The 17,617-nt window shown below is 58.8% G+C and carries 13 protein-coding genes; 1 reads left to right on the top strand and 12 read right to left on the bottom strand.

The features are described 5' to 3' along the window. Window positions 1–65: 65 nt before the first annotated feature. From CFter6_RS07535 to CFter6_RS07515, 5 genes are all read right to left on the bottom strand, one after another. Window positions 66–1,829, bottom strand: a complete 1,764-nt coding sequence (locus CFter6_RS07535; RefSeq protein ID WP_061539398.1) for an IlvD/Edd family dehydratase — start codon at window positions 1,827–1,829, stop codon at window positions 66–68. 126 nt (window positions 1,830–1,955) lie between these two features. Then, the gene (gene mmsB / locus CFter6_RS07530) at window positions 1,956–3,173 is read right to left on the bottom strand and encodes a multiple monosaccharide ABC transporter permease (protein WP_014005291.1); all 1,218 of its coding nucleotides are present in this window, start codon (window positions 3,171–3,173) and stop codon (window positions 1,956–1,958) included. A gap of 18 nt (window positions 3,174–3,191) precedes the next feature. Next, window positions 3,192–4,724 (bottom strand): multiple monosaccharide ABC transporter ATP-binding protein, encoded by a 1,533-nt coding sequence (mmsA, locus tag CFter6_RS07525; protein ID WP_061539397.1) that lies wholly within the window; start codon window positions 4,722–4,724, stop codon window positions 3,192–3,194. Window positions 4,725–4,857: 133 nt separating this feature from the next. Beyond that, window positions 4,858–5,916 carry a multiple monosaccharide ABC transporter substrate-binding protein gene (chvE, locus tag CFter6_RS07520; RefSeq protein ID WP_061539396.1) on the bottom strand — a complete coding sequence of 353 codons (1,059 nt, stop codon included), beginning with the start codon at window positions 5,914–5,916 and terminating at the stop codon, window positions 4,858–4,860. 376 nt (window positions 5,917–6,292) lie between these two features. After that, window positions 6,293–7,183 carry a LysR family transcriptional regulator gene (locus CFter6_RS07515; protein ID WP_061542259.1) on the bottom strand — a complete coding sequence of 297 codons (891 nt, stop codon included), beginning with the start codon at window positions 7,181–7,183 and terminating at the stop codon, window positions 6,293–6,295. 144 nt (window positions 7,184–7,327) lie between these two features. On the opposite strand from CFter6_RS07515, the gene CFter6_RS07510 reads away from it, so the two are divergent. After that, a complete protein-coding gene (locus CFter6_RS07510; protein ID WP_061539395.1) occupies window positions 7,328–8,410 on the top strand; it encodes a YeiH family protein in 1,083 nt (360 codons plus the stop codon). Between the two features lie 72 nt (window positions 8,411–8,482). Here the strand turns inward: CFter6_RS07510 and CFter6_RS07505 are convergent, their stop codons facing one another. From CFter6_RS07505 to CFter6_RS07475, 7 genes are all read right to left on the bottom strand, one after another. After that, complete coding sequence (locus CFter6_RS07505; protein ID WP_061539394.1) at window positions 8,483–9,595, bottom strand: porin; 1,113 nt, start codon at window positions 9,593–9,595, stop codon at window positions 8,483–8,485. Between the two features lie 536 nt (window positions 9,596–10,131). After that, entirely contained in the window at window positions 10,132–10,803 is a 672-nt protein-coding gene (gene rpiA / locus CFter6_RS07500) for a ribose-5-phosphate isomerase RpiA (protein ID WP_041743081.1), read from the bottom strand. Window positions 10,804–10,897: 94 nt separating this feature from the next. Continuing rightward, window positions 10,898–12,664 carry a cation:proton antiporter gene (locus tag CFter6_RS07495; RefSeq protein WP_061539393.1) on the bottom strand — a complete coding sequence of 589 codons (1,767 nt, stop codon included), beginning with the start codon at window positions 12,662–12,664 and terminating at the stop codon, window positions 10,898–10,900. Window positions 12,665–12,839: 175 nt separating this feature from the next. Continuing rightward, window positions 12,840–13,376 carry a peptide deformylase gene (gene def, locus CFter6_RS07490; protein ID WP_061539392.1) on the bottom strand — a complete coding sequence of 179 codons (537 nt, stop codon included), beginning with the start codon at window positions 13,374–13,376 and terminating at the stop codon, window positions 12,840–12,842. A gap of 19 nt (window positions 13,377–13,395) precedes the next feature. Next, on the bottom strand, window positions 13,396–14,271 hold the full coding sequence (gene galU / locus CFter6_RS07485) for a UTP--glucose-1-phosphate uridylyltransferase GalU (RefSeq protein ID WP_061539391.1): 876 nt from the start codon (window positions 14,269–14,271) through the stop codon (window positions 13,396–13,398). Beyond that, window positions 14,258–16,339 carry an NAD-dependent DNA ligase LigA gene (gene ligA / locus CFter6_RS07480; protein WP_061539390.1) on the bottom strand — a complete coding sequence of 694 codons (2,082 nt, stop codon included), beginning with the start codon at window positions 16,337–16,339 and terminating at the stop codon, window positions 14,258–14,260. The genes galU and ligA overlap by 14 nt, the downstream gene beginning before the upstream one ends. A 2-nt stretch (window positions 16,340–16,341) precedes the next feature. Next, window positions 16,342–17,454, bottom strand: coding sequence for a cell division protein ZipA C-terminal FtsZ-binding domain-containing protein (locus CFter6_RS07475; protein WP_061539389.1), 1,113 nt, complete (start codon window positions 17,452–17,454; stop codon window positions 16,342–16,344). Between the last annotated feature and the right edge of the window lie 163 nt (window positions 17,455–17,617).

Raw genomic sequence — 17,617 nt, 5'->3', positions numbered from 1 at the left:
CTTTTGTGCCCACGCGGATATCAAAACAGCGTGGGCACAAAAGCGTGCCCACCCTACGACTGCACTTAGTGGGAGTGCTTAGGTACGGCCGAGCCGCGGCAGCCGACCAGGAAATCGAAATCGCAGCCTTCGTCGGCCTGCAATACCCGGTCTATGTACAGACGCTGGTAGCCGCTGTGCGCCGTCACCGCTGCAGCGTTCACCGCTTCCCTTGCCACCTGGCGCTGCGCCATTTCGGCGTCGCTGATATCCAGGTGCAAACGGCCGCCGGCGCAATCCAGTTCTATCCAGTCGCCATCCTGCACGATGCCCAACGGGCCGCCGGCGGCCGCTTCCGGCGCCACGTGCAGCACCACGGTGCCGTAGGCGGTGCCGCTCATGCGGGCATCCGAAATCCGCACCATGTCCTTGATGCCCTGCGCCAGCAGTTTCGGCGGCAAACCCATGTTGCCGACCTCGGCCATGCCGGGATAACCCTTGGGGCCGCAATTTTTCATCACCAGCACCGAGCTGGCGTCGACTTCCAGTTCGGGATCGTTGATGCGCGCCTTGTAATGCGCGAAGTCTTCGAACACTACCGCCTTGCCGCGATGCTGCATCAGTGCCGGCGTGGCGGCAGACGGCTTGAGCACTGCGCCGCGCGGCGCCAGGTTGCCGCGCAGGATGCAGATGCCGCCGTCGGCGATCAGGGGCTTGTCGATGACGCGGATCACTTCATCGTTATAGATAGGCGCGTCCTGGTTGTTTTCCCACAGCGACTTGCCGTTCACCGTCAAGGCGTCCTTGTGCGGCAGCAGTCCCGCTTCGCCCAGGCGGCGCAGTACGCCGGGCAAACCGCCGGCGTAATAAAACTCTTCCATCAGGAAGCGGCCGGACGGCTGCAGGTCGACCAGGGTCGGCGTGCCGCGGCCGATGCGAGTCCAATCTTCCAGTTCCAGCGGCACGCCGATGCGGGCGGCGATCGCCTTCAGGTGGATCACGGCGTTGGTCGAGCCGCCGATCGCGGCATTCACCCGGATCGCGTTTTCAAACGCTTCGCGGGTCAGTATTTTCGACAAGCGCAGGTCTTCCCACACCATGTCGACAATCCGCATGCCCGACATGTGCGCCAGCACATAACGACGCGCATCGACTGCCGGAATCGCCGCATTGTGCGGCAGCGATGTGCCCAGCGCCTCGGCCATGCAGGCCATGGTCGAAGCCGTGCCCATGGTGTTGCAGGTACCGGCCGAGCGCGACATGCCGGCTTCGGCCGCCAGGAACTGGTGCATGCTGATCTCGCCGCCCTTGACCGCTTCACTCAGCTGCCAGACGGCGGTGCCGGAACCCAGGTCCTTGCCTTCGTGTTTGCCGTTCAGCATCGGGCCGCCGGTCACCACGATCGCCGGAATATCGCAGCTGGCGGCGCCCATCAGCAAGGCCGGCGTAGTCTTGTCGCAGCCCACCAGCAGCACTACCGCATCCATCGGATTGCCGCGGATCGATTCTTCTACATCCATGCTGGCCAGGTTGCGGGTCAGCATGGCGGTCGGCCGCAGGTTCGATTCGCCGTTGGAAAATACCGGGAACTCCACCGGGAATCCGCCTGCTTCCGAAATGCCGCGCTTGACGTGTTCGGCGATCTTGCGGAAATGGGCGTTGCACGGTGTCAGTTCCGACCAGGTATTGCAGATGCCGATGATGGGCTTGCCCTGGAATTCGTGGTCGGGAATTCCCTGGTTCTTCATCCAGCTGCGGTACATCATGCCGTTCTTGTCGTTGCTGCCGAACCATTCGGCCGAACGCAACGGGCGTGTATTCTGGAGCGGATGCTTTTTATCGACAGTCATCTTTGGCTTCCTCTTGAAATTGTCGGGGCGGCATCCATCCGCATCGGGACGGACGCCAGCTTTAAAATTGAAATATGAAAAATCGCCGGCCGCAGTTAATAATGGCGAATAAGCGCAGCCGCCTTGTTATTTGTTCTTGTTGTAGACGTCGACAAATACCGCGGCCAGCAACACCAGCCCCTTGATCACCTGCTGATAATCGATGCCGATGCCCATGATCGACATGCCATTGTTCATCACGCCCATCACGAAAGCGCCGATCACCGCTCCCATGACCTTGCCGACGCCGCCGGAAGCCGACGCGCCGCCGATGAAGCAGGCTGCAATCACGTCCAGCTCGAAACCGGTGCCGGCCTTGGGTGTAGCGGTATTGAGGCGGGCCGCGAAAATCAGCCCTGCCAGCGCAGCCAGCATGCCCATGTTGATGAAGGTGTAAAACGATACGCGCGAAGTCTTGATGCCGGACAGCTTGGCGGCCTTCTCGTTGCCGCCGACCGCATAGATGCGGCGTCCGATCGTGGTGCGGTTAGCGACGAAGGTATACACCACCATCAGCAGGAACATGATGATCAGCACATTCGGCATGCCTTTATAGGACGCCAGCAGATAGCTGAAGAAGATGATGACGGCGGCAAACACGGCGTTCTTCAAGATGAAGAACACATAAGGTTCATCTTCCATGCCATGCTTGGTCTGCTTGGTGCGGGCACGGACCTTGACAAAGATCATGATGGCGGCGACCGCCACGCCTACCAGCAGGGAAGTGATGCGCAAGTCGGCTGCGCTGAAGAGATCCGGGATGAAGCCCGAACTGAGCATCTGGAAATCGTCGGGGAACGGTCCTATCGATTGCCCCTGCAGCAGCGCCAGCGTCAATCCCTTGAACACCAGCATGCCGGCCAGGGTGACGATGAACGAAGGTATCTTGAAAAACGCTACCCAATATCCTTGGGCCGCGCCGATCACGGCGCCGGCCAGGATGCACAGGATGCTGGCCAGTACGAAATTCATGTGCAGGTTGACGATCAGTACCGCCGCCAGAGCGCCGATGAATCCGACTACCGACCCCACCGACAAATCGATATGGCCGGCCACGATGACCATCAGCATGCCGAGCGCCATGATGACGATATAGCTGTTCTGCAGCACCAGGTTGGTCAGGTTCAGCGGCTGCATCAGGGTGCCGTTGGTCATGTACTGGAAAAACGCCATGATCGCGATCAGCGACATCAGCATGCCGTATTCACGCATGTTGTTCTTCAGGAAGCCGTTGTATTCCTTCTTTTCGGCTGCGGGCTGGGGCCGGTTTTCGCTGGCTGCCGGCGCTGCTATATCTTGGTTCATTTCAGTTGTCTCCGTTCTTCACTTTACGCACTCATTTCTCACTATGCTGCGCATGATTCTTTCCTGGGATGCTTCCGCCGCCGCCATTTCGCCGACAAATTTTCCCTCGTTCATGACATAGATGCGGTCGCACATGCCCAGCAGTTCCGGCATTTCCGATGAAATCATGATGATGCATTTGCCTTCGCGGGCCAGCTGGTCGATGATGGTGTAGATCTCGTACTTGGCGCCGACGTCGATGCCGCGCGTCGGTTCGTCCAGGATCAGCACGTCGGGGTTGGAAAACAGCCACTTGCTGAGCACCACTTTCTGCTGGTTGCCGCCGGACAGGTTCAGCACTTTCTGGAACACGTTCGAGCAGCGTATCTTCAGCTGGCGCCGGTAATCGGCGGCGACCGCATACTCGCGCCCTTCGTCGATCACGCTGCTGTCCGCAATGCCGTTCAGATTGGCCAGCGTGATGTTCTTCTTGATATCCTGGTCAAGGATCAGGCCGTAGCCTTTCCTGTCTTCGGTGACATAGGCAATGCCGTTGTCGATGGCTTTTTGCACGTTGCTGACGTCGATTTCCTTGCCGCGCAAAAACACCTTGCCGCTGATGCGCTGGCCGTAGGCACGGCCGAAAATGCTCATCGCCAGTTCGGTGCGGCCGGCCCCCATCAAGCCGGCGATGCCGACGATCTCGCCTTTCTTGACATGGAAATCGACACCCTTGATCACCTGCCGTTCAGGATGGATCGGGTGGTGGACAGACCATTGCTTTACCTCGAATATGGTCTCGCCGATATCCGGGTTGCGCTTGGGATAGCGGTCCGCCATCTCACGTCCGACCATGTTCTGGATGATACGGTCTTCGCTGATCACTTCCTTGTGGCAATCCAGGGTATCGACCGTGGAGCCGTCGCGCAGGATCGTGATCGAATCGGCGACCTTGGAAATTTCGTTGAGCTTGTGGGAAATCAGGATGGAGGAAATACCCTGCGCCTTGAGCTCCAGCAGCAAATCCAGCAAGGCGTCGCTGTCGCTTTCGTTCAGGCTGGCGGTCGGTTCGTCGAGGATCAGCAGCTTGACCTGCTTCGACAGCGCCTTGGCGATTTCAATCAGCTGTTGCTTGCCGACGCCGAGGTTGGTGATCAGCGTGCTGGGCGATTCCTTCAGGCCGACCTTGGCCAGCAGTTCCTTGGTCTTGGCGTAGGAAACTTCCCAATCGATCACGCCGTTTGTAGCCTGTTCGTTGCCGAGGAAAATGTTCTCCGTAATCGACAGCAGCGGCACCAGCGCCAATTCCTGGTGGATGATGATGATGCCGATCTTTTCGCTGTCGGCGATGCCGTCGAACTGCCGCGCCATGCCTTCGAAGCGGATCTCGCCGGTATAGGAACCGTGCGGATAGACGCCGCTCAATACTTTCATCAAGGTGGATTTTCCGGCGCCGTTTTCACCGACCACGGCGTGGATCTCGCCGTTACGGACTGCCAGGTTGACATTGTCCAATGCTTTGACTCCCGGGAATGTCTTCCCGATCCCGCGCATTTCCAGGATGGTTTCCATCTGTTGTTACCTCGCTTACCTCAAACCTACGCCAGCGCCTGACTCCGGGACCTTGCAACCCGCTTCTGCGAATTGCAAGGTCCGGCCAAACAAGACTCTTCATTACTACGTATTGCTACATCCCGGCCGACGCTTATTTGATCTGGGCTTCGGTGTAGTAACCGCTGCCGACCAGCACTTGCTTCCAGTTGGAGGCATCGACGCTGACTGGCTTCAACAGGTAGGAAGGCACGATCTTGACGCCGTTGTTATACGTCTTGGTATCGTTGATGGCCGGCGCCTTGCCGCTCAGCATGGCGTCTACCATGCCGACCGTCACCTTGGCCAGTTCGCGCGTATCCTTGAATACGGTCTGGCGCTGCTCGCCGCGCACGATCGATTTCACCGAAGGGACTTCAGCGTCCTGGCCGGTCACGATCGGCATCGGTTGCTTCGGCGTGCCGTAGCCTACGCCCTTGAGCGACGACAGGATGCCGATGCTGATGCCGTCGTACGGCGACAGCACTGCGTCCACGTGGGCGTTGCCGTAGTAGGCGCTGAGCAGGTTATCCATGCGCGCCTGGGCTACCGCGCCATCCCAGCGCAAGGTCGAAACCTTGTCCATGCCGGTCTGCTTGCTGCGCACCACCAGCTTGCCTTTGTCGATATACGGCTGCAGCACCGACATCGCGCCGTTGTAGAAGAAGAAGGCGTTATTGTCGTCAGCCGAACCGCCGAACAATTCGATATTGAACGGGCCCTTGCCTTCCTTCAGGCCAAGTGTTTTTTCGATATAGCCGGCTTGCAGCACGCCGACCTGGAAATTGTCGAAAGTAGCGTAGTAGTCGACGTTCTTGGAACCGCGGATCAGGCGGTCATAGGCGATGACCTTGATGCCCTTGTCGGCAGCTTTTTGCAAGGCGTTGGATAAGGTAGTGCCGTCAATGGCGGCGATCACCAGCACCTTGACGCCTTTGGTCACCATGTTCTCGATCTGCGCCAGCTGGTTCGGGATGTCGTCTTCAGCGTATTGCAGGTCGGTCTTGTAGCCTTTTTCCTTGAATACCTTGACCATATTGTCGCCATCGGCGATCCAGCGCGCCGAGGATTTGGTAGGCATCGAAATGCCGATCGGACCTTTCTCCTGCGCGCCAGCCTGGGACACCAGGCCGAATGCGCCAATCAGCAATCCAACAATCGTCGTTTTAAACATTTTCACAGCTTGTCTCCTTTAGTTATTTTGATCTTGCGCCAGAACATTGTGATGCACCTGCATTGACTGCGTGGTCCGTTGCCGGGTAACAGTAAATATAGACCTTTCCTGATGAAATTCCTCACTATCTTACGAACATCATTGATATCAAACAAATGAATTTTTTCGTAGTTTCGATACGGTTTCAGATATCAATATAGTGAAGAAGAAAATCGCACGACAGGCTTTTCCCCGCCAATCTCAAGAGAATAAATACCGAAGCCAGTGTAAAAACACTTGGCTAGTCTTACTAATCACTTTTTTATCACAACCGATATCCATTTTGATATCGACATTGGCAAGGCAGCCACATACGACAGCTGGAAACAAAGGATATTCAAGACCAGCTGCGGCAATACGCCAGGAACTGCATCAGCCGCAGCGACAGGATCTTGTGCTTGCTGTGGACCAGGTAGAAGTGCCGATGCAATCTTGGCAGCGATGTTTTCAGCTCCACCAGCCGTCCGCTTTGCAGGAAATCGGCTACCACCGCATGCGACAGGCAACTGATGCCGAGGCCGGCTGCGGTCGCGTGCTTGATCGCTTCCGAATTGCCGAATTCATAGCTTTGCCGCAAATGGTGCAGATGCGGCAGCAAGGCTTGTTCGACGGCTTCACGCGTGCCTGAGCCTGGCTCGCGCAGCAGCCATTCGGCTTGGCGCAGCTGCGCCAAGCCGACTTTCTGGTCGCCGCCGGCCAACGGATGCTGCGGCGAAGCAACCACCAGCAACTCGTCGACCATCCATGGCTCCACCTGCAGGTCGGCGGCATGGCTAGGGCCTTCGATAAGGCCGACGTCGACTTCGAAATTGACCACGGCGGCGACGATGTCGGCGGTATTGGCGATCGTCACCCGCACTTGCAGCTCGCTGTGCTGTTGCCGGTAAGCGGCAATCAGCGCAGGCAGCAGGTAACTGCCAATGGTAGTGCTGGAACCGATCTGCAGGCTGCCGCCCTGCGCCATGCCTGGCGCCAGGAACTGCTGTTCTATGGTCTTGGCGGCATCCACCACCTGGCCCGCCTGCGGCAGCAGCAGGCGGCCGTTGTCATTGAGGATCAGGCGCTTGCCGACGCGGTCGAACAAACGGCAGTCGAGCAGGTTTTCCAGCTCGTTCAGGGCGGCGCTGGCGGCCGACTGCGACAAGGCGATCTGTACCGCCGCCGCTGTCGTGCTGCCGGACTGGGCTATCGCCAGGAAAATCTGCAATTGCCTGATAGTGAGGCGCATGTTGGCCTTTGTCTGAAACATTTATCGAGATCAATTTACCTGAAAAACAGGTTAATTATACAAAATTAATCTGTTTTTCTTTTAGATATCAAATAGCTATAGTGACTTCCATGGCGGCATGGCCGCATCTGACTGGAAGTCCTAGTGAATACCTCGACGCTGACAACAACATCCCGCCCCGTAAAAACGCCGCCTCCGCTGCTGGCCGGACTGGCGCTTAGCGCCCTGATTGCAGCAGCTGCAATCGCCGCCGCCAGGATAGACTGGCTGCAGTCACACGGCTTCAGCGCGCTGACCCTGGCTATCGTGCTCGGCATGCTGGCCGGCAACCTGGGTTACCAGCGGATTGCCCCCTCCTGCGCCGCCGGTGTCAATTTCTCCAAGCAAAACCTGCTGCGGCTGGGCATCATCCTCTACGGTTTCCGGCTGACGTTCCAGGATATCGGCCACGTCGGGCTGAGCGGCGTGCTGATCGACGCCCTGGTCCTGTGCTCCACCTTCGGCATGGCGCTGCTGCTCGGCACCCGCGTATTCAAGCTGGACCGCGAAACCGCCATGCTGATCGGCGCCGGCAGCTCGATCTGCGGCGCGGCTGCCGTGATGGCTACCGAACCTGTGCTGCGGGCAAAGCCGGCGCAGGTGACGGTGGCGGTGGCGACCGTCGTAGTGTTCGGGTCGCTGGCGATCTTTCTCTATCCGCTGCTGTACCAGCTCAACCTGCACTGGCAGTTCCTGGCGGCTTCGCCGCAAGCCTATGGCATCTTTACCGGGTCCACCGTGCATGAAGTGGCTCAAGTGGTGGCCGCGGCCCGCGCCATCAGCCCCGATGCGGCCAATACGGCGGTGATTACCAAGATGGTGAGAGTGATGATGCTGGCGCCGTTCCTGATGCTGCTGTCGGCTTACATCTCGAAGAAAAGCTGCGCCGCCAGGAAAGCAGGCAGCAGCGCAAAAGGCCGCCTGGCGATTCCCTGGTTTGCATTCGGTTTTGTAGCGATCGTAGCGCTCAATTCACTGCACCTGCTGCCGGGTGCGCTGGTGTCGCATGTCAACGATGCCGACAACGTGTTGCTGGCCATGGCGATGGCGGCGCTGGGCATATCCACCCATTTTTCCTCGCTGCGCACCGCAGGAGTCAAACCGCTGGTGTTTGCGGCGGTATTGTTCGGCTGGCTGATCGTCGGCGGCGCCTTGATCAATATGCTGGTGCTGCGTTGGCTGGCTTGATAAAAAAATGGCGGGGAAGCATATTCGCTTCCCCGCCCATATTGCCTTTTGCTGCTAGTTAGCTTCCAACAATCAGAACTTGTGGCGCAGGCCTACGCGCAATACGTTCTGGCTGGTGTCGTCCGCCGGTGCGCTGCTGTATGCAGCGTTGATCACACCTGGGTTGTTGACGTCGTTGGCGCGCTGGTTGGTGTACAGAGCATACAGGTCGGTGCGCTTCGACAGGTAGTAGTCCACGCCCAGGTTCAGCTGGGTAGTCTTGCCCTTGGTCGAACCGGCTGTCTTGCGGCTGAGGTCGGCGCGGTCATAGATCACGCTGGCCAGCAGATGCAGGTTGCCAGTCAGCGAATAATCGACGCCCAGGTCGAAGATGTTGGCTTTGGTCGCGGTAGTGATGTTGACCAGGCCGGTCGCCGCCAGTGCGGCAGCCAACGGACGCTTGGTTTGCGACCATGCGCCGTAGATCTTGGCTGGGCCGGCTTGGTAGCTGGCGCCGAGGGTGAAGGTCTTGAGGTCGGTGTCGCCAGCCTTGCTAGGCAGCGCATCGGCAGCCAGCTTGGTCTGGAAGTAGCCGAGGCCGATGCCGAACGGGCCATTTGCATAGTTGCCTGCCAGGCCGAATGACTGGCCTGCCGAAGTCTGGCCGGCAACTTCGCCGAAACCGTAGAACAGGCTGCCGGTGAAGCCGCTCAGGTTGGCGCTGTCATAGCGGATCGAGTTATTCGCACGGACGCCGCCGACGCGGTCCAGGTTATTGAAATGGCCGGCTTTGATGCCGTTGCTGCCGAATGTCTGCACCGACGTATATTTGCTGCCGATGTCATCCAGGTAGTCGGTCTGGCGGCCGAGGGTGACGGTACCGAAGCTGCCGGACAGGCCGACTACCGCCTTACGGTCAAATAGTGTGCTGGCAGTAGCGAGCGAACCGTCGTCTGCATTGAAACCGTTTTCCAGCTGGAAAACAGCTTTCAAGCCGCCGCCCAGGTCTTCCGTTCCGCGGAAGCCGATACGGGAAGTCGCCATGTCGCCGGAATCCAGGCTGAAGCGACCGTCGTTCTTCGGACCGACTTTGCTGGTGTAAGTAAGGCCAGCGTCGATCACGCCATAGATGGTGACGTTGGTTTGTGCTTGTGCATTGGCGCCGATCAGGCCGAGGGCGGCTAATGCGAATACGGTCTTTTTCATTTCTACCCTTTGTTGGTATGTAAATAATCTTATCCCGGTGTCCTGCTTGAGTATTTTGGCAACGTTTTTAGCGACGTTACTAATTGTTACAAGTGGAACGGCCTAGATATTACCTATCCATAAGAAAATTGCATTGATTTTTGCGGACTTCTTTGAAATAAAAGAAAAATTTAGGTGAAGTTGAGCATACTTGTTGTTTTTTGGCAGCCGTTTATGACATTTGTGACTGAGGATATGCGTTATACGAGCTTATATATGAGCAATAGCCGAAATCGACGCATTCTCTGGAATAAATGACGACAGCGCCGATATGTATCAATAATCGACATGGATTTGCCGCTGCGATAGCGCTGCCGAATATAATGGCTACCGAAAAATGTCTTTTTTGATAAAGATTTTAGTTTCCAATACACAACAGTCTATGGACATCGGATAGGCTGGCCGGATTGCTGGCCAGGACTCCCGCCCTGGTTTTCAGCGCAAAAAAAAAGCCCGGAATCCGGGCTTTTTTCAATTCCGTGCGACCGCAGTCCTGGTCAGAATTTCAGCGTCTTCACGCCATCCGGCGTCCCCAGCAAACAGACATCCGCTCCTTGCTGGGCAAACAGCCCGACTGTCACCACCCCGGTGATCTGGTTGATTTGCCGTTCCAGCTCGACCGGATCGGTGATTTTCAGGTCGACCATGTCGATGATCACGCAGCCGTTGTCGGTAATCAGCGGCTTGCCGTCCTTGAAGCGCAAACGCGGTTCGCCGCCCAGCTTGATCAGCTTGCGCGCCACTACGGCCTGCGCCATCGGGATCACTTCGACCGGCAGCGGAAACTTGCCAAGCACCTTGACCAGCTTGGAGCCGTCGGCGATGCAGATGAATTTTTCAGCCACCGAGGCGACGATCTTTTCGCGCGTCAAGGCCGCACCGCCACCCTTGATCATGGCGCCCTGCTCGGTGATTTCGTCGGCGCCGTCGATATAGACGGGCATGGTCGCGACCTGGTTCAGGTCGTACACCTCGATGTCGTGCGCGCGCAGCCGCGCCGCGGTGGCTTCCGACGATGCCACCGCGCCTTTGATGCGGTGCTTGATCTTGGCCAGTTCGTCAATGAAAAAATTGGCGGTTGAGCCAGTGCCGACGCCGACAATCTGGCCGTCCACCACGTATTTGATTGCTTCACGGGCAACGGCTTGTTTGAGTTCGTCCTGGGTCATGGCAGTCATGGCTTTGTCTTGAAAAAGAAGTAAAGACGCTATTTTAACCAAACGAGACGACGAATTTGGAAAACAAAGCCGCCCTTCTCTCGTTTCAGTGATTTTCGTCGGGCTGTTGCTCCAGCGTTTCGCGCAGCGCGATTTGCAGCTTCGAATGCAATTTCACAAACCGTTGCCACAACACTAACACCAGTGCGGCGGCAGCCACCAGCACCAGGATCAACAGGTTGGTCGGCGGCAGGATCCTGCTGCTGAGCGCTGCAATCATCAGCATGATGCCGATGATCGACACCACCGGGATTACCTCGGCGACCACGCGCCGCACCGCGTGGCTGTAGGAACCGGCCCATTCCGGCTTGACGCTGATTTCCGCCAGCAGCATGCTCAGCGCATGCAGTTTGCGATAGGTTGCGATCAGGAAAGGCAGCGAAATCAGCAGCGCACCACCCCATACGATCGCGTTCTGCACTTGCGCATCCGCCACCCACGCCGACATGCTGTTGCCGAGCGCCTCGGCAAAATAGCCGCCGATGATGAAAATCGCCACCACCAGCGCCAGGTTCACCACCACCTGCATCAGGATGCGGCGGATGATGCGCGACAGTTCGGCACGGTCGCCTTGCGGCTGCAGGCTGTCCAGCCAGGTTGAATACATGCCGAACACCGACGCCAGCTTCTGCGGCATGGCCTGCGCCAGGCGGGTCGAGAGCGGATCGGCCAGCTTGATCAGGTAGGGTGTCAGCAAGGTAGTGACGGCGGAAACGGCCACCACGGTCGGATACAGGAAATCGCTGGTGACTTTCAGGCTGACGCCAAGCGCCGCGATGATGAATGAAAACTCGCCGATCTGCGACAGCCCCATGCCGACCCGCATCGAGGTGCGGCCGTCGTGGCCCGAAAGGAAAGTCGCCAGGCCGCAGCTGACCACCTTGCCCAGCACCACGGCCAATGTAATCACGCCGATCGGCAGCCAGTACTGGGCCAGGATGGAGGGATTGAACAGCAGCCCGATGGCGACGAAAAAGATGGCGCTGAACATGTCGCGCACCGGTTCGATCAGACGTTCGATCTGATGCAGATGGCGCGACTCGGCCATCACCGCGCCAATGATGAAGGCGCCCAGCGCCACGCTGTACTGCATTTTCATGACCAGCAGGCAGAAGCCGAAACACAGGCCGAGCACGGTTACCAGCAGCATTTCCTTGCTCTTGAACCTGGCCACATAATCGAGCAGGCGCGGCACCACCAGGATGCCGGCCACCAGCGACACGATCATGAACAGCACCAGCTTGCCGATGGTGACCGCGGCGTCGCCGGCATCCACCGAACCGCTGGTCGCCACCCCGGACAGCAAGGCAATCATGCCGATCGCCAGCACATCCTCGACAATCAGGATGCCGAAAATCAGCTGGGCGAATTTCTCGCGCTTCATGCCCAGTTCGTTGAGCGCCTTGACGATGATGGTAGTCGACGATACCGACAGCATGGCGCCGAGGAATACCGCGTCCATCGTCTTCCAGCCGAAATAGATCCCGATCTCGTAACCCACCCACAGCATCAGCGTAATCTCCGCCAGGGCCGCCACGAAAGCCGTAGCGCCGACCTTGCCGAGTTTCTTCAGGCTGAATTCCAGGCCCAGCGAAAACAGCAGGAAGATCACGCCCAGTTCCGCCAGGATCTGGATCGTGCGCTCATCCGTGATCAGTGAAAACGGCGGCGTATGCGGTCCGATGATGACGCCGGCGACGATGTAGCCAAGCACCACCGGCTGCTTGAAACGATTGAACAGCACTGTCACGACGCCTGCAATCAGCATGATCACGGCCAGATCCTGGATAAACGTTTCTACCGCATGGTGCATGGGTGGGTTTCCGAAGTAAGCAGATTGAAGAGGCGCACAAGCAGCAGCGGCAGGCGCCGCCATGCTTGGCTTTCTTGCAATTATATATTGCCGGCGACAACCGGCATGGCATTCAACCTCTCAACGGCCGAATGAAATAGGGATTGCAGTCCGGCCAACGCCGGAAAACCGCAAATCAGTCGTCGTGGCTGGGATCCAGCTCGGGGAACAGCACTTCGGTAAAACCGAAGCGGGTGAAATCCTTGATACGCATCGGATACAGGATGCCATTCAGATGATCGGTTTCATGTTGCACAACACGTGCATGAAAACCGTCGACGTCGCGGCTGATGGCTGCGCCGGTCTGGTCGAAGCCTTCGTAATGCAGGCTGGTCCAGCGCGGCACCACGCCGCGCAGGCCGGGCACCGACAGGCAGCCTTCCCAGCCGTCTTCGGTTTCGTCGGAAAGCGGCCGCAATACCGGGTTGATCAGCACCGTTTCCGGCACCGCCGGCGCATCGGGATAACGCACGTTGTTCTTGAAACCGAAGATCACCAGCTGCAGGTTGACGCCGATCTGCGGCGCCGCCAGGCCGGCGCCGTTGGCCGCATACATGGTATCGAACATGTCGGCGATCAGCGCCTCCAGTTCCGACGTGCCAAAGGCAGTGACCGGCTCGGCTTGCCGCAGCAGGCGCGGATCGCCCATTTTCAGGATTTCACGAACGGTCATGGCGCGATCTTCAGTAGGATTATTTGAATTGTTTCAGGTACTCGGCAAACGCCGCGCCGGTTTCCGGATGTTTCAGGCCCATCGCCAGCGTCGCTTGCAGATAACCCAGCTTGGAGCCGCAATCATAACGCTGGCCGGCGTAGCGGTAGGCCAGCACGCGTTCTTTTTTCATCAATGCGGCAATGCCGTCGGTCAGCTGGATCTCGCCGCCGGCGCCTTTGCCCAAGCCTTCCAGGCAATCGAAAATGCCGTTGGTCAGCACATAGCGGCCAACCACCGCCAAGGTGGAAGGCGCCTGGTCGGGCTGCGGCTTTTCAACGATGCTGTTGACCTTTTCCAGGTCCGTCTTGTAAGCATCGATGCTGACGATGCCGTACTGCTTGGTATCGGCGCGCGGCACGTCTTGCACTGCAAGCATGCTCGATTTTTCGGCGGCGAAGATATCGGTCATCTGCGCCAGCACAGGTTTTTGTCCGGCCGCCACATCCATGAAATCGTCGGCCAGCAGCACCGCAAAAGGATCGTCGCCGACCACCGGACGCGCGCACAGCACTGCGTGTCCCAGTCCCAGCATTTCCGATTGGCGAATGAAAATGCAATTGATGTGCTTGGGAATGACGTTTTGCACCAGCTCCAGCAAGCGCGCTTTGCCGGCCGCTTCCAGTTCGGTTTCCAGCTCGTAGGCCTTGTCGAAGTGGTCCTCGATCGCGCGCTTGTTGCGGCCGGTAATGAACACCATGTCGGTGATGCCGGCGGCGACAGCTTCTTCCACTGCATACTGGATCAAGGGCTTGTCGACGATAGGCAGCATTTCTTTCGGCTGCGCCTTGGTGGCAGGTAAAAAACGGCTGCCCAGGCCGGCGACGGGAAATACGGCTTTTCTAATCTTGGTCATGATTGCTTTCTAAAAGAGTGCGGAGTCCGTCCTCATCCAGTATAGGGATGTCCAGTTCTTCCGCCTTAGTCAGTTTGCTGCCGGCCTCAGCGCCCGCGACCACATAGCTGGTCTTCTTGGAAACCGAACCTGTCACTTTGCCGCCTGCCGCCTCAATCATGGCAGCGGCAGCATCGCGCGTCAGGGTCGGCAGGCTGCCGGTCAGCACGAAGGTCTTGCCTAACAAGAACTTGGACCCGCCGGCAGCCGGCAAGTTCTCCGGCCAGTGGATTCCGGCGGCCCGCAACTGTTCGACCAGCTCCCGGTTCAGCGGATCTGCAAAAAAAGCCAGCAATGATCGTGCCACCACAGGGCCGATATCGGCAACTTCCAGCAGCTGTTCCTCGGAAGCCTGCAATAAACCGTCGATGTTGCCGAAGTGCGTCGCCAGCTCTTTCGCCGTTGCCTCGCCCACATGGCGGATGCCGAGCGCATAAATGAAACGTCCCAGCGTGGTCGACTTCGATTTTTCCAGCGCAGACATGACATTCTGCGCCGATTTGTCGGCCATGCGGTCCAGCGCCGCCAGTTTCACCAGGCCCAGCTTGTACAGGTCGGCCGCAGTGTGAATGATGTCGCGATCGACCAGCTGTTCGATCAGCTGGTCGCCCAGGCCTTCGATATCCATCGCCCGGCGCGATGCAAAATGCTGCAAGCCGCCCTTGCGCTGCGCCGCGCACTTGACCCAGCCGCCTGAGCAACGCGCGATGGCTTCGTCCTCCAGCTTGACGATGGCAGAGCCGCAGATCGGGCACTCGCTCGGCATGACAAACGGCTGCGCATCCGCTGGCCGCAGTTCCGGCACAAAGGAAACCACTTCCGGAATCACATCGCCGGCACGGCGCACGATCACGGTGTCGCCGATATGGATATCCTTGCGCCGCACTTCGTCTTCATTGTGCAGGGTGGCGTTAGTCACCGTGACGCCGCCGACAAACACCGGCGCCAGCCGCGCCACCGGAGTGACAGCCCCGGTGCGGCCGATCTGCACTTCGATGCCCAGCACCTGGGTAGTGGCTTCTTCCGCCGGAAATTTATGCGCCAGCGCAAAGCGCGGCGCGCGCGACACGAATCCCAAGGTCTGCTGCTGCAGCAGGCGGTTCACCTTGTACACCACGCCGTCGATTTCATAGGGCAGTTGCGGGCGCTTGCCGCCGATATCGCGGAAAAACTCCAGCAGGCCGCTGGCGCCCTTGACGACGCCGCGCTCCTTGCACACAGGCAGCCCAAGCTGGCTGTACCAGTCCAGCAGCGCCGAATGCGACGGCGGCATGTCGGCGCCTTCCAGCATGCCGATGCCGTAGGCAAAAAAGCGCAAGGTGCGCTGCGCCGTGATGCGCGAATCGAGCTGGCGCAAACTGCCGGCGGCGGCGTTGCGCGGATTGGCGAATTCCTTCATCTCCGCTTCGCGCTGGCGGGCGTTGAGCTTGGCGAAATCGTCCTTGAACATCAGCACTTCGCCGCGCACGTCCAGCACCTTGGGCGGACGCTCGGCATGCAGCCTCAGCGGAATCGCACGCACGGTGCGGATGTTGCTGGTGACGTTTTCGCCGGTGGTGCCGTCGCCGCGGGTGGCGGCTTGCACCAGCACGCCGTCTTCGTAGCGCAGGTTGATGGCCAGGCCGTCGAACTTCAGCTCGGCAGCGTACTCGATGTCGCTGTCGGCCTGGGTATCGAGGCCATCCCTGACGCGGCGGTCGAATTCGATGATGTCGTTGTCTTCAAACCCGTTGCCCAGGGACAGCATCGGTATCGAGTGCGTCACCTGCTCGAACAGCGGCAACGGTGCGGCGCCTACGCGCTGGGTCGGCGAATCCGGCGTATTGAGCTCCGGATGGGCCTGCTCCAGCGCCTGCAATTCACGGAACAGCTGATCGTATTCAGCATCCGGAATCGAGGGATTGTCGAGCACGTAATAAGAATGGTTGTGGCGGTTCAGCTCAGCTGCCAGCCAGGTGGCGCGCGAACGCCATTCGGCGGCATCGGAAGTATTTCCCGGGCCGCCTGCTTGTGATGATAATGAGGACATGATTAACTGAATAGACGCAAAGCCCGAATCGAGCCGGCTGGAATTTCAGCGGCATCCATTTCACGGTAAAAGGCATCGACCTGGCCAGCGATCTCGGCCAGCTGTACATCAGCCAGGGGCTGGTTGCTGTCGTCGACCAGCACACCGCCGAGGCGTGCCGCCAATGAACGTGCGCAAGCCACCATCGCGCCGTAACCGTCACGGTCAGGCGCCACCCGCGGCACGTCGAGCAGCAAGGTCAGGCGGCTGGTGGTTTCGGCGACCGCACTGGCATTGGTGGACAAAGAGAACAGCAGGCCGCCCTCGCCGTCCGACATCACCATGCGGCCTTCCGGCCGCACATCGAAACCCTGGCGGGTCAGCGCCGCCAGCAAGGTGCTGATGGCCCATGGCGCGCCATTGGACTGGATATTCACGCCCAGCTGGGCATCGTGTTCGATCACGAACTGATGCAAGGAGCGCGCGGTATGCATCACTTCCGACATGTCCGGCAGATCCGGTTCGGCGCCCAGGTCGTCGGCGATCTGGCGCAAGCGGCTGACCAGTTCCGAATACTCGATTTCGTTGAGCGGATTGGTGCGGTTGGCGAGCTGCACTCCGGCCAGCAGGGTGCTGTAAATGCCGCCGTGCGCCACCGGCTCCCATTCGCCGTTGGCGTCTTCGCCGATGAAATGGATAGGCTTGTTGCCGACGTGGCGCAAGCTTTGCAGCGCCGGCAACGCCTTGTCGCCGCGCACCGGGGCTTCCAGCACCAGCGGAATGGCGCAATCGATCAGTTCGTCCACCGGCAGATCCTTGCGCACCGCCTGCGCCGGCGCAGGATTGCCGAGCTGCGGCTCTATTGCCTGCTGCTCGGCGCTCTGCTCCAGATCGTCACGCGGCAGCGCATCGGCATCCAGCTCGCTTTCGAACAGCTTAGGTTCGTGACGGGGCGGCGCTTCGCCGCTGTCTTTGCCCGGAGCTTTGCCGGGAGTCATCAGGACATCGTCGTGCGATCCGGAAAACGCCCGCTCGACACTCTTCTTGGCTTTGTATTCCTGCCATTTGTTATAGGAAATGACGCCGACAAGAAACGCGCCTCCGATGATAAACAGGCTTGCTTGTAGATCTGTCATTCTGTTGATGCCTTAATAGCCGGCGCTGCCGTGCAAACGGTCAACGGGCTGTGAATTCGCGATTGAAATCGTGGACTGGTCATTGATTGAATCCGAGGAAAAAACACTTCTAAAATAGTTGTCAGTGACCGCGTATATGTTTATTTCTTATTTAAAACCCAAA

The sequence above is a fragment of the Collimonas fungivorans genome, from assembly GCF_001584145.1.
GTDB classification, from domain to species: Bacteria; Pseudomonadota; Gammaproteobacteria; order Burkholderiales; family Burkholderiaceae_D; genus Collimonas; species Collimonas fungivorans.
Note: the sequence above shows the minus strand (reverse complement) of the source record. Positions and strands in the feature narration are given on the sequence as shown.

Excerpts from the sequence above, each read along its gene's own strand:
- mmsB (WP_014005291.1), bottom strand. The coding sequence starts at position 3,173 with ATGAACCAAGATATAGCAGCGCCGGCAGCCAGCGAAAACCGGCCCCAG.
- CFter6_RS07505 (WP_061539394.1), bottom strand. The coding sequence starts at position 9,595 with ATGAAAAAGACCGTATTCGCATTAGCCGCCCTCGGCCTGATCGGCGCC.
- CFter6_RS07515 (WP_061542259.1), bottom strand. The coding sequence starts at position 7,183 with ATGCGCCTCACTATCAGGCAATTGCAGATTTTCCTGGCGATAGCCCAG.
- def (WP_061539392.1), bottom strand. The coding sequence starts at position 13,376 with ATGACCGTTCGTGAAATCCTGAAAATGGGCGATCCGCGCCTGCTGCGG.
- mmsA (WP_061539397.1), bottom strand. The coding sequence starts at position 4,724 with ATGGAAACCATCCTGGAAATGCGCGGGATCGGGAAGACATTCCCGGGA.
- ligA (WP_061539390.1), bottom strand. The coding sequence starts at position 16,339 with ATGTCCTCATTATCATCACAAGCAGGCGGCCCGGGAAATACTTCCGAT.
- CFter6_RS07475 (WP_061539389.1), bottom strand. The coding sequence starts at position 17,454 with ATGACAGATCTACAAGCAAGCCTGTTTATCATCGGAGGCGCGTTTCTT.
- chvE (WP_061539396.1), bottom strand. The coding sequence starts at position 5,916 with ATGTTTAAAACGACGATTGTTGGATTGCTGATTGGCGCATTCGGCCTG.
- rpiA (WP_041743081.1), bottom strand. The coding sequence starts at position 10,803 with ATGACCCAGGACGAACTCAAACAAGCCGTTGCCCGTGAAGCAATCAAA.
- CFter6_RS07535 (WP_061539398.1), bottom strand. The coding sequence starts at position 1,829 with ATGACTGTCGATAAAAAGCATCCGCTCCAGAATACACGCCCGTTGCGT.
- CFter6_RS07495 (WP_061539393.1), bottom strand. The coding sequence starts at position 12,664 with ATGCACCATGCGGTAGAAACGTTTATCCAGGATCTGGCCGTGATCATG.
- galU (WP_061539391.1), bottom strand. The coding sequence starts at position 14,271 with ATGACCAAGATTAGAAAAGCCGTATTTCCCGTCGCCGGCCTGGGCAGC.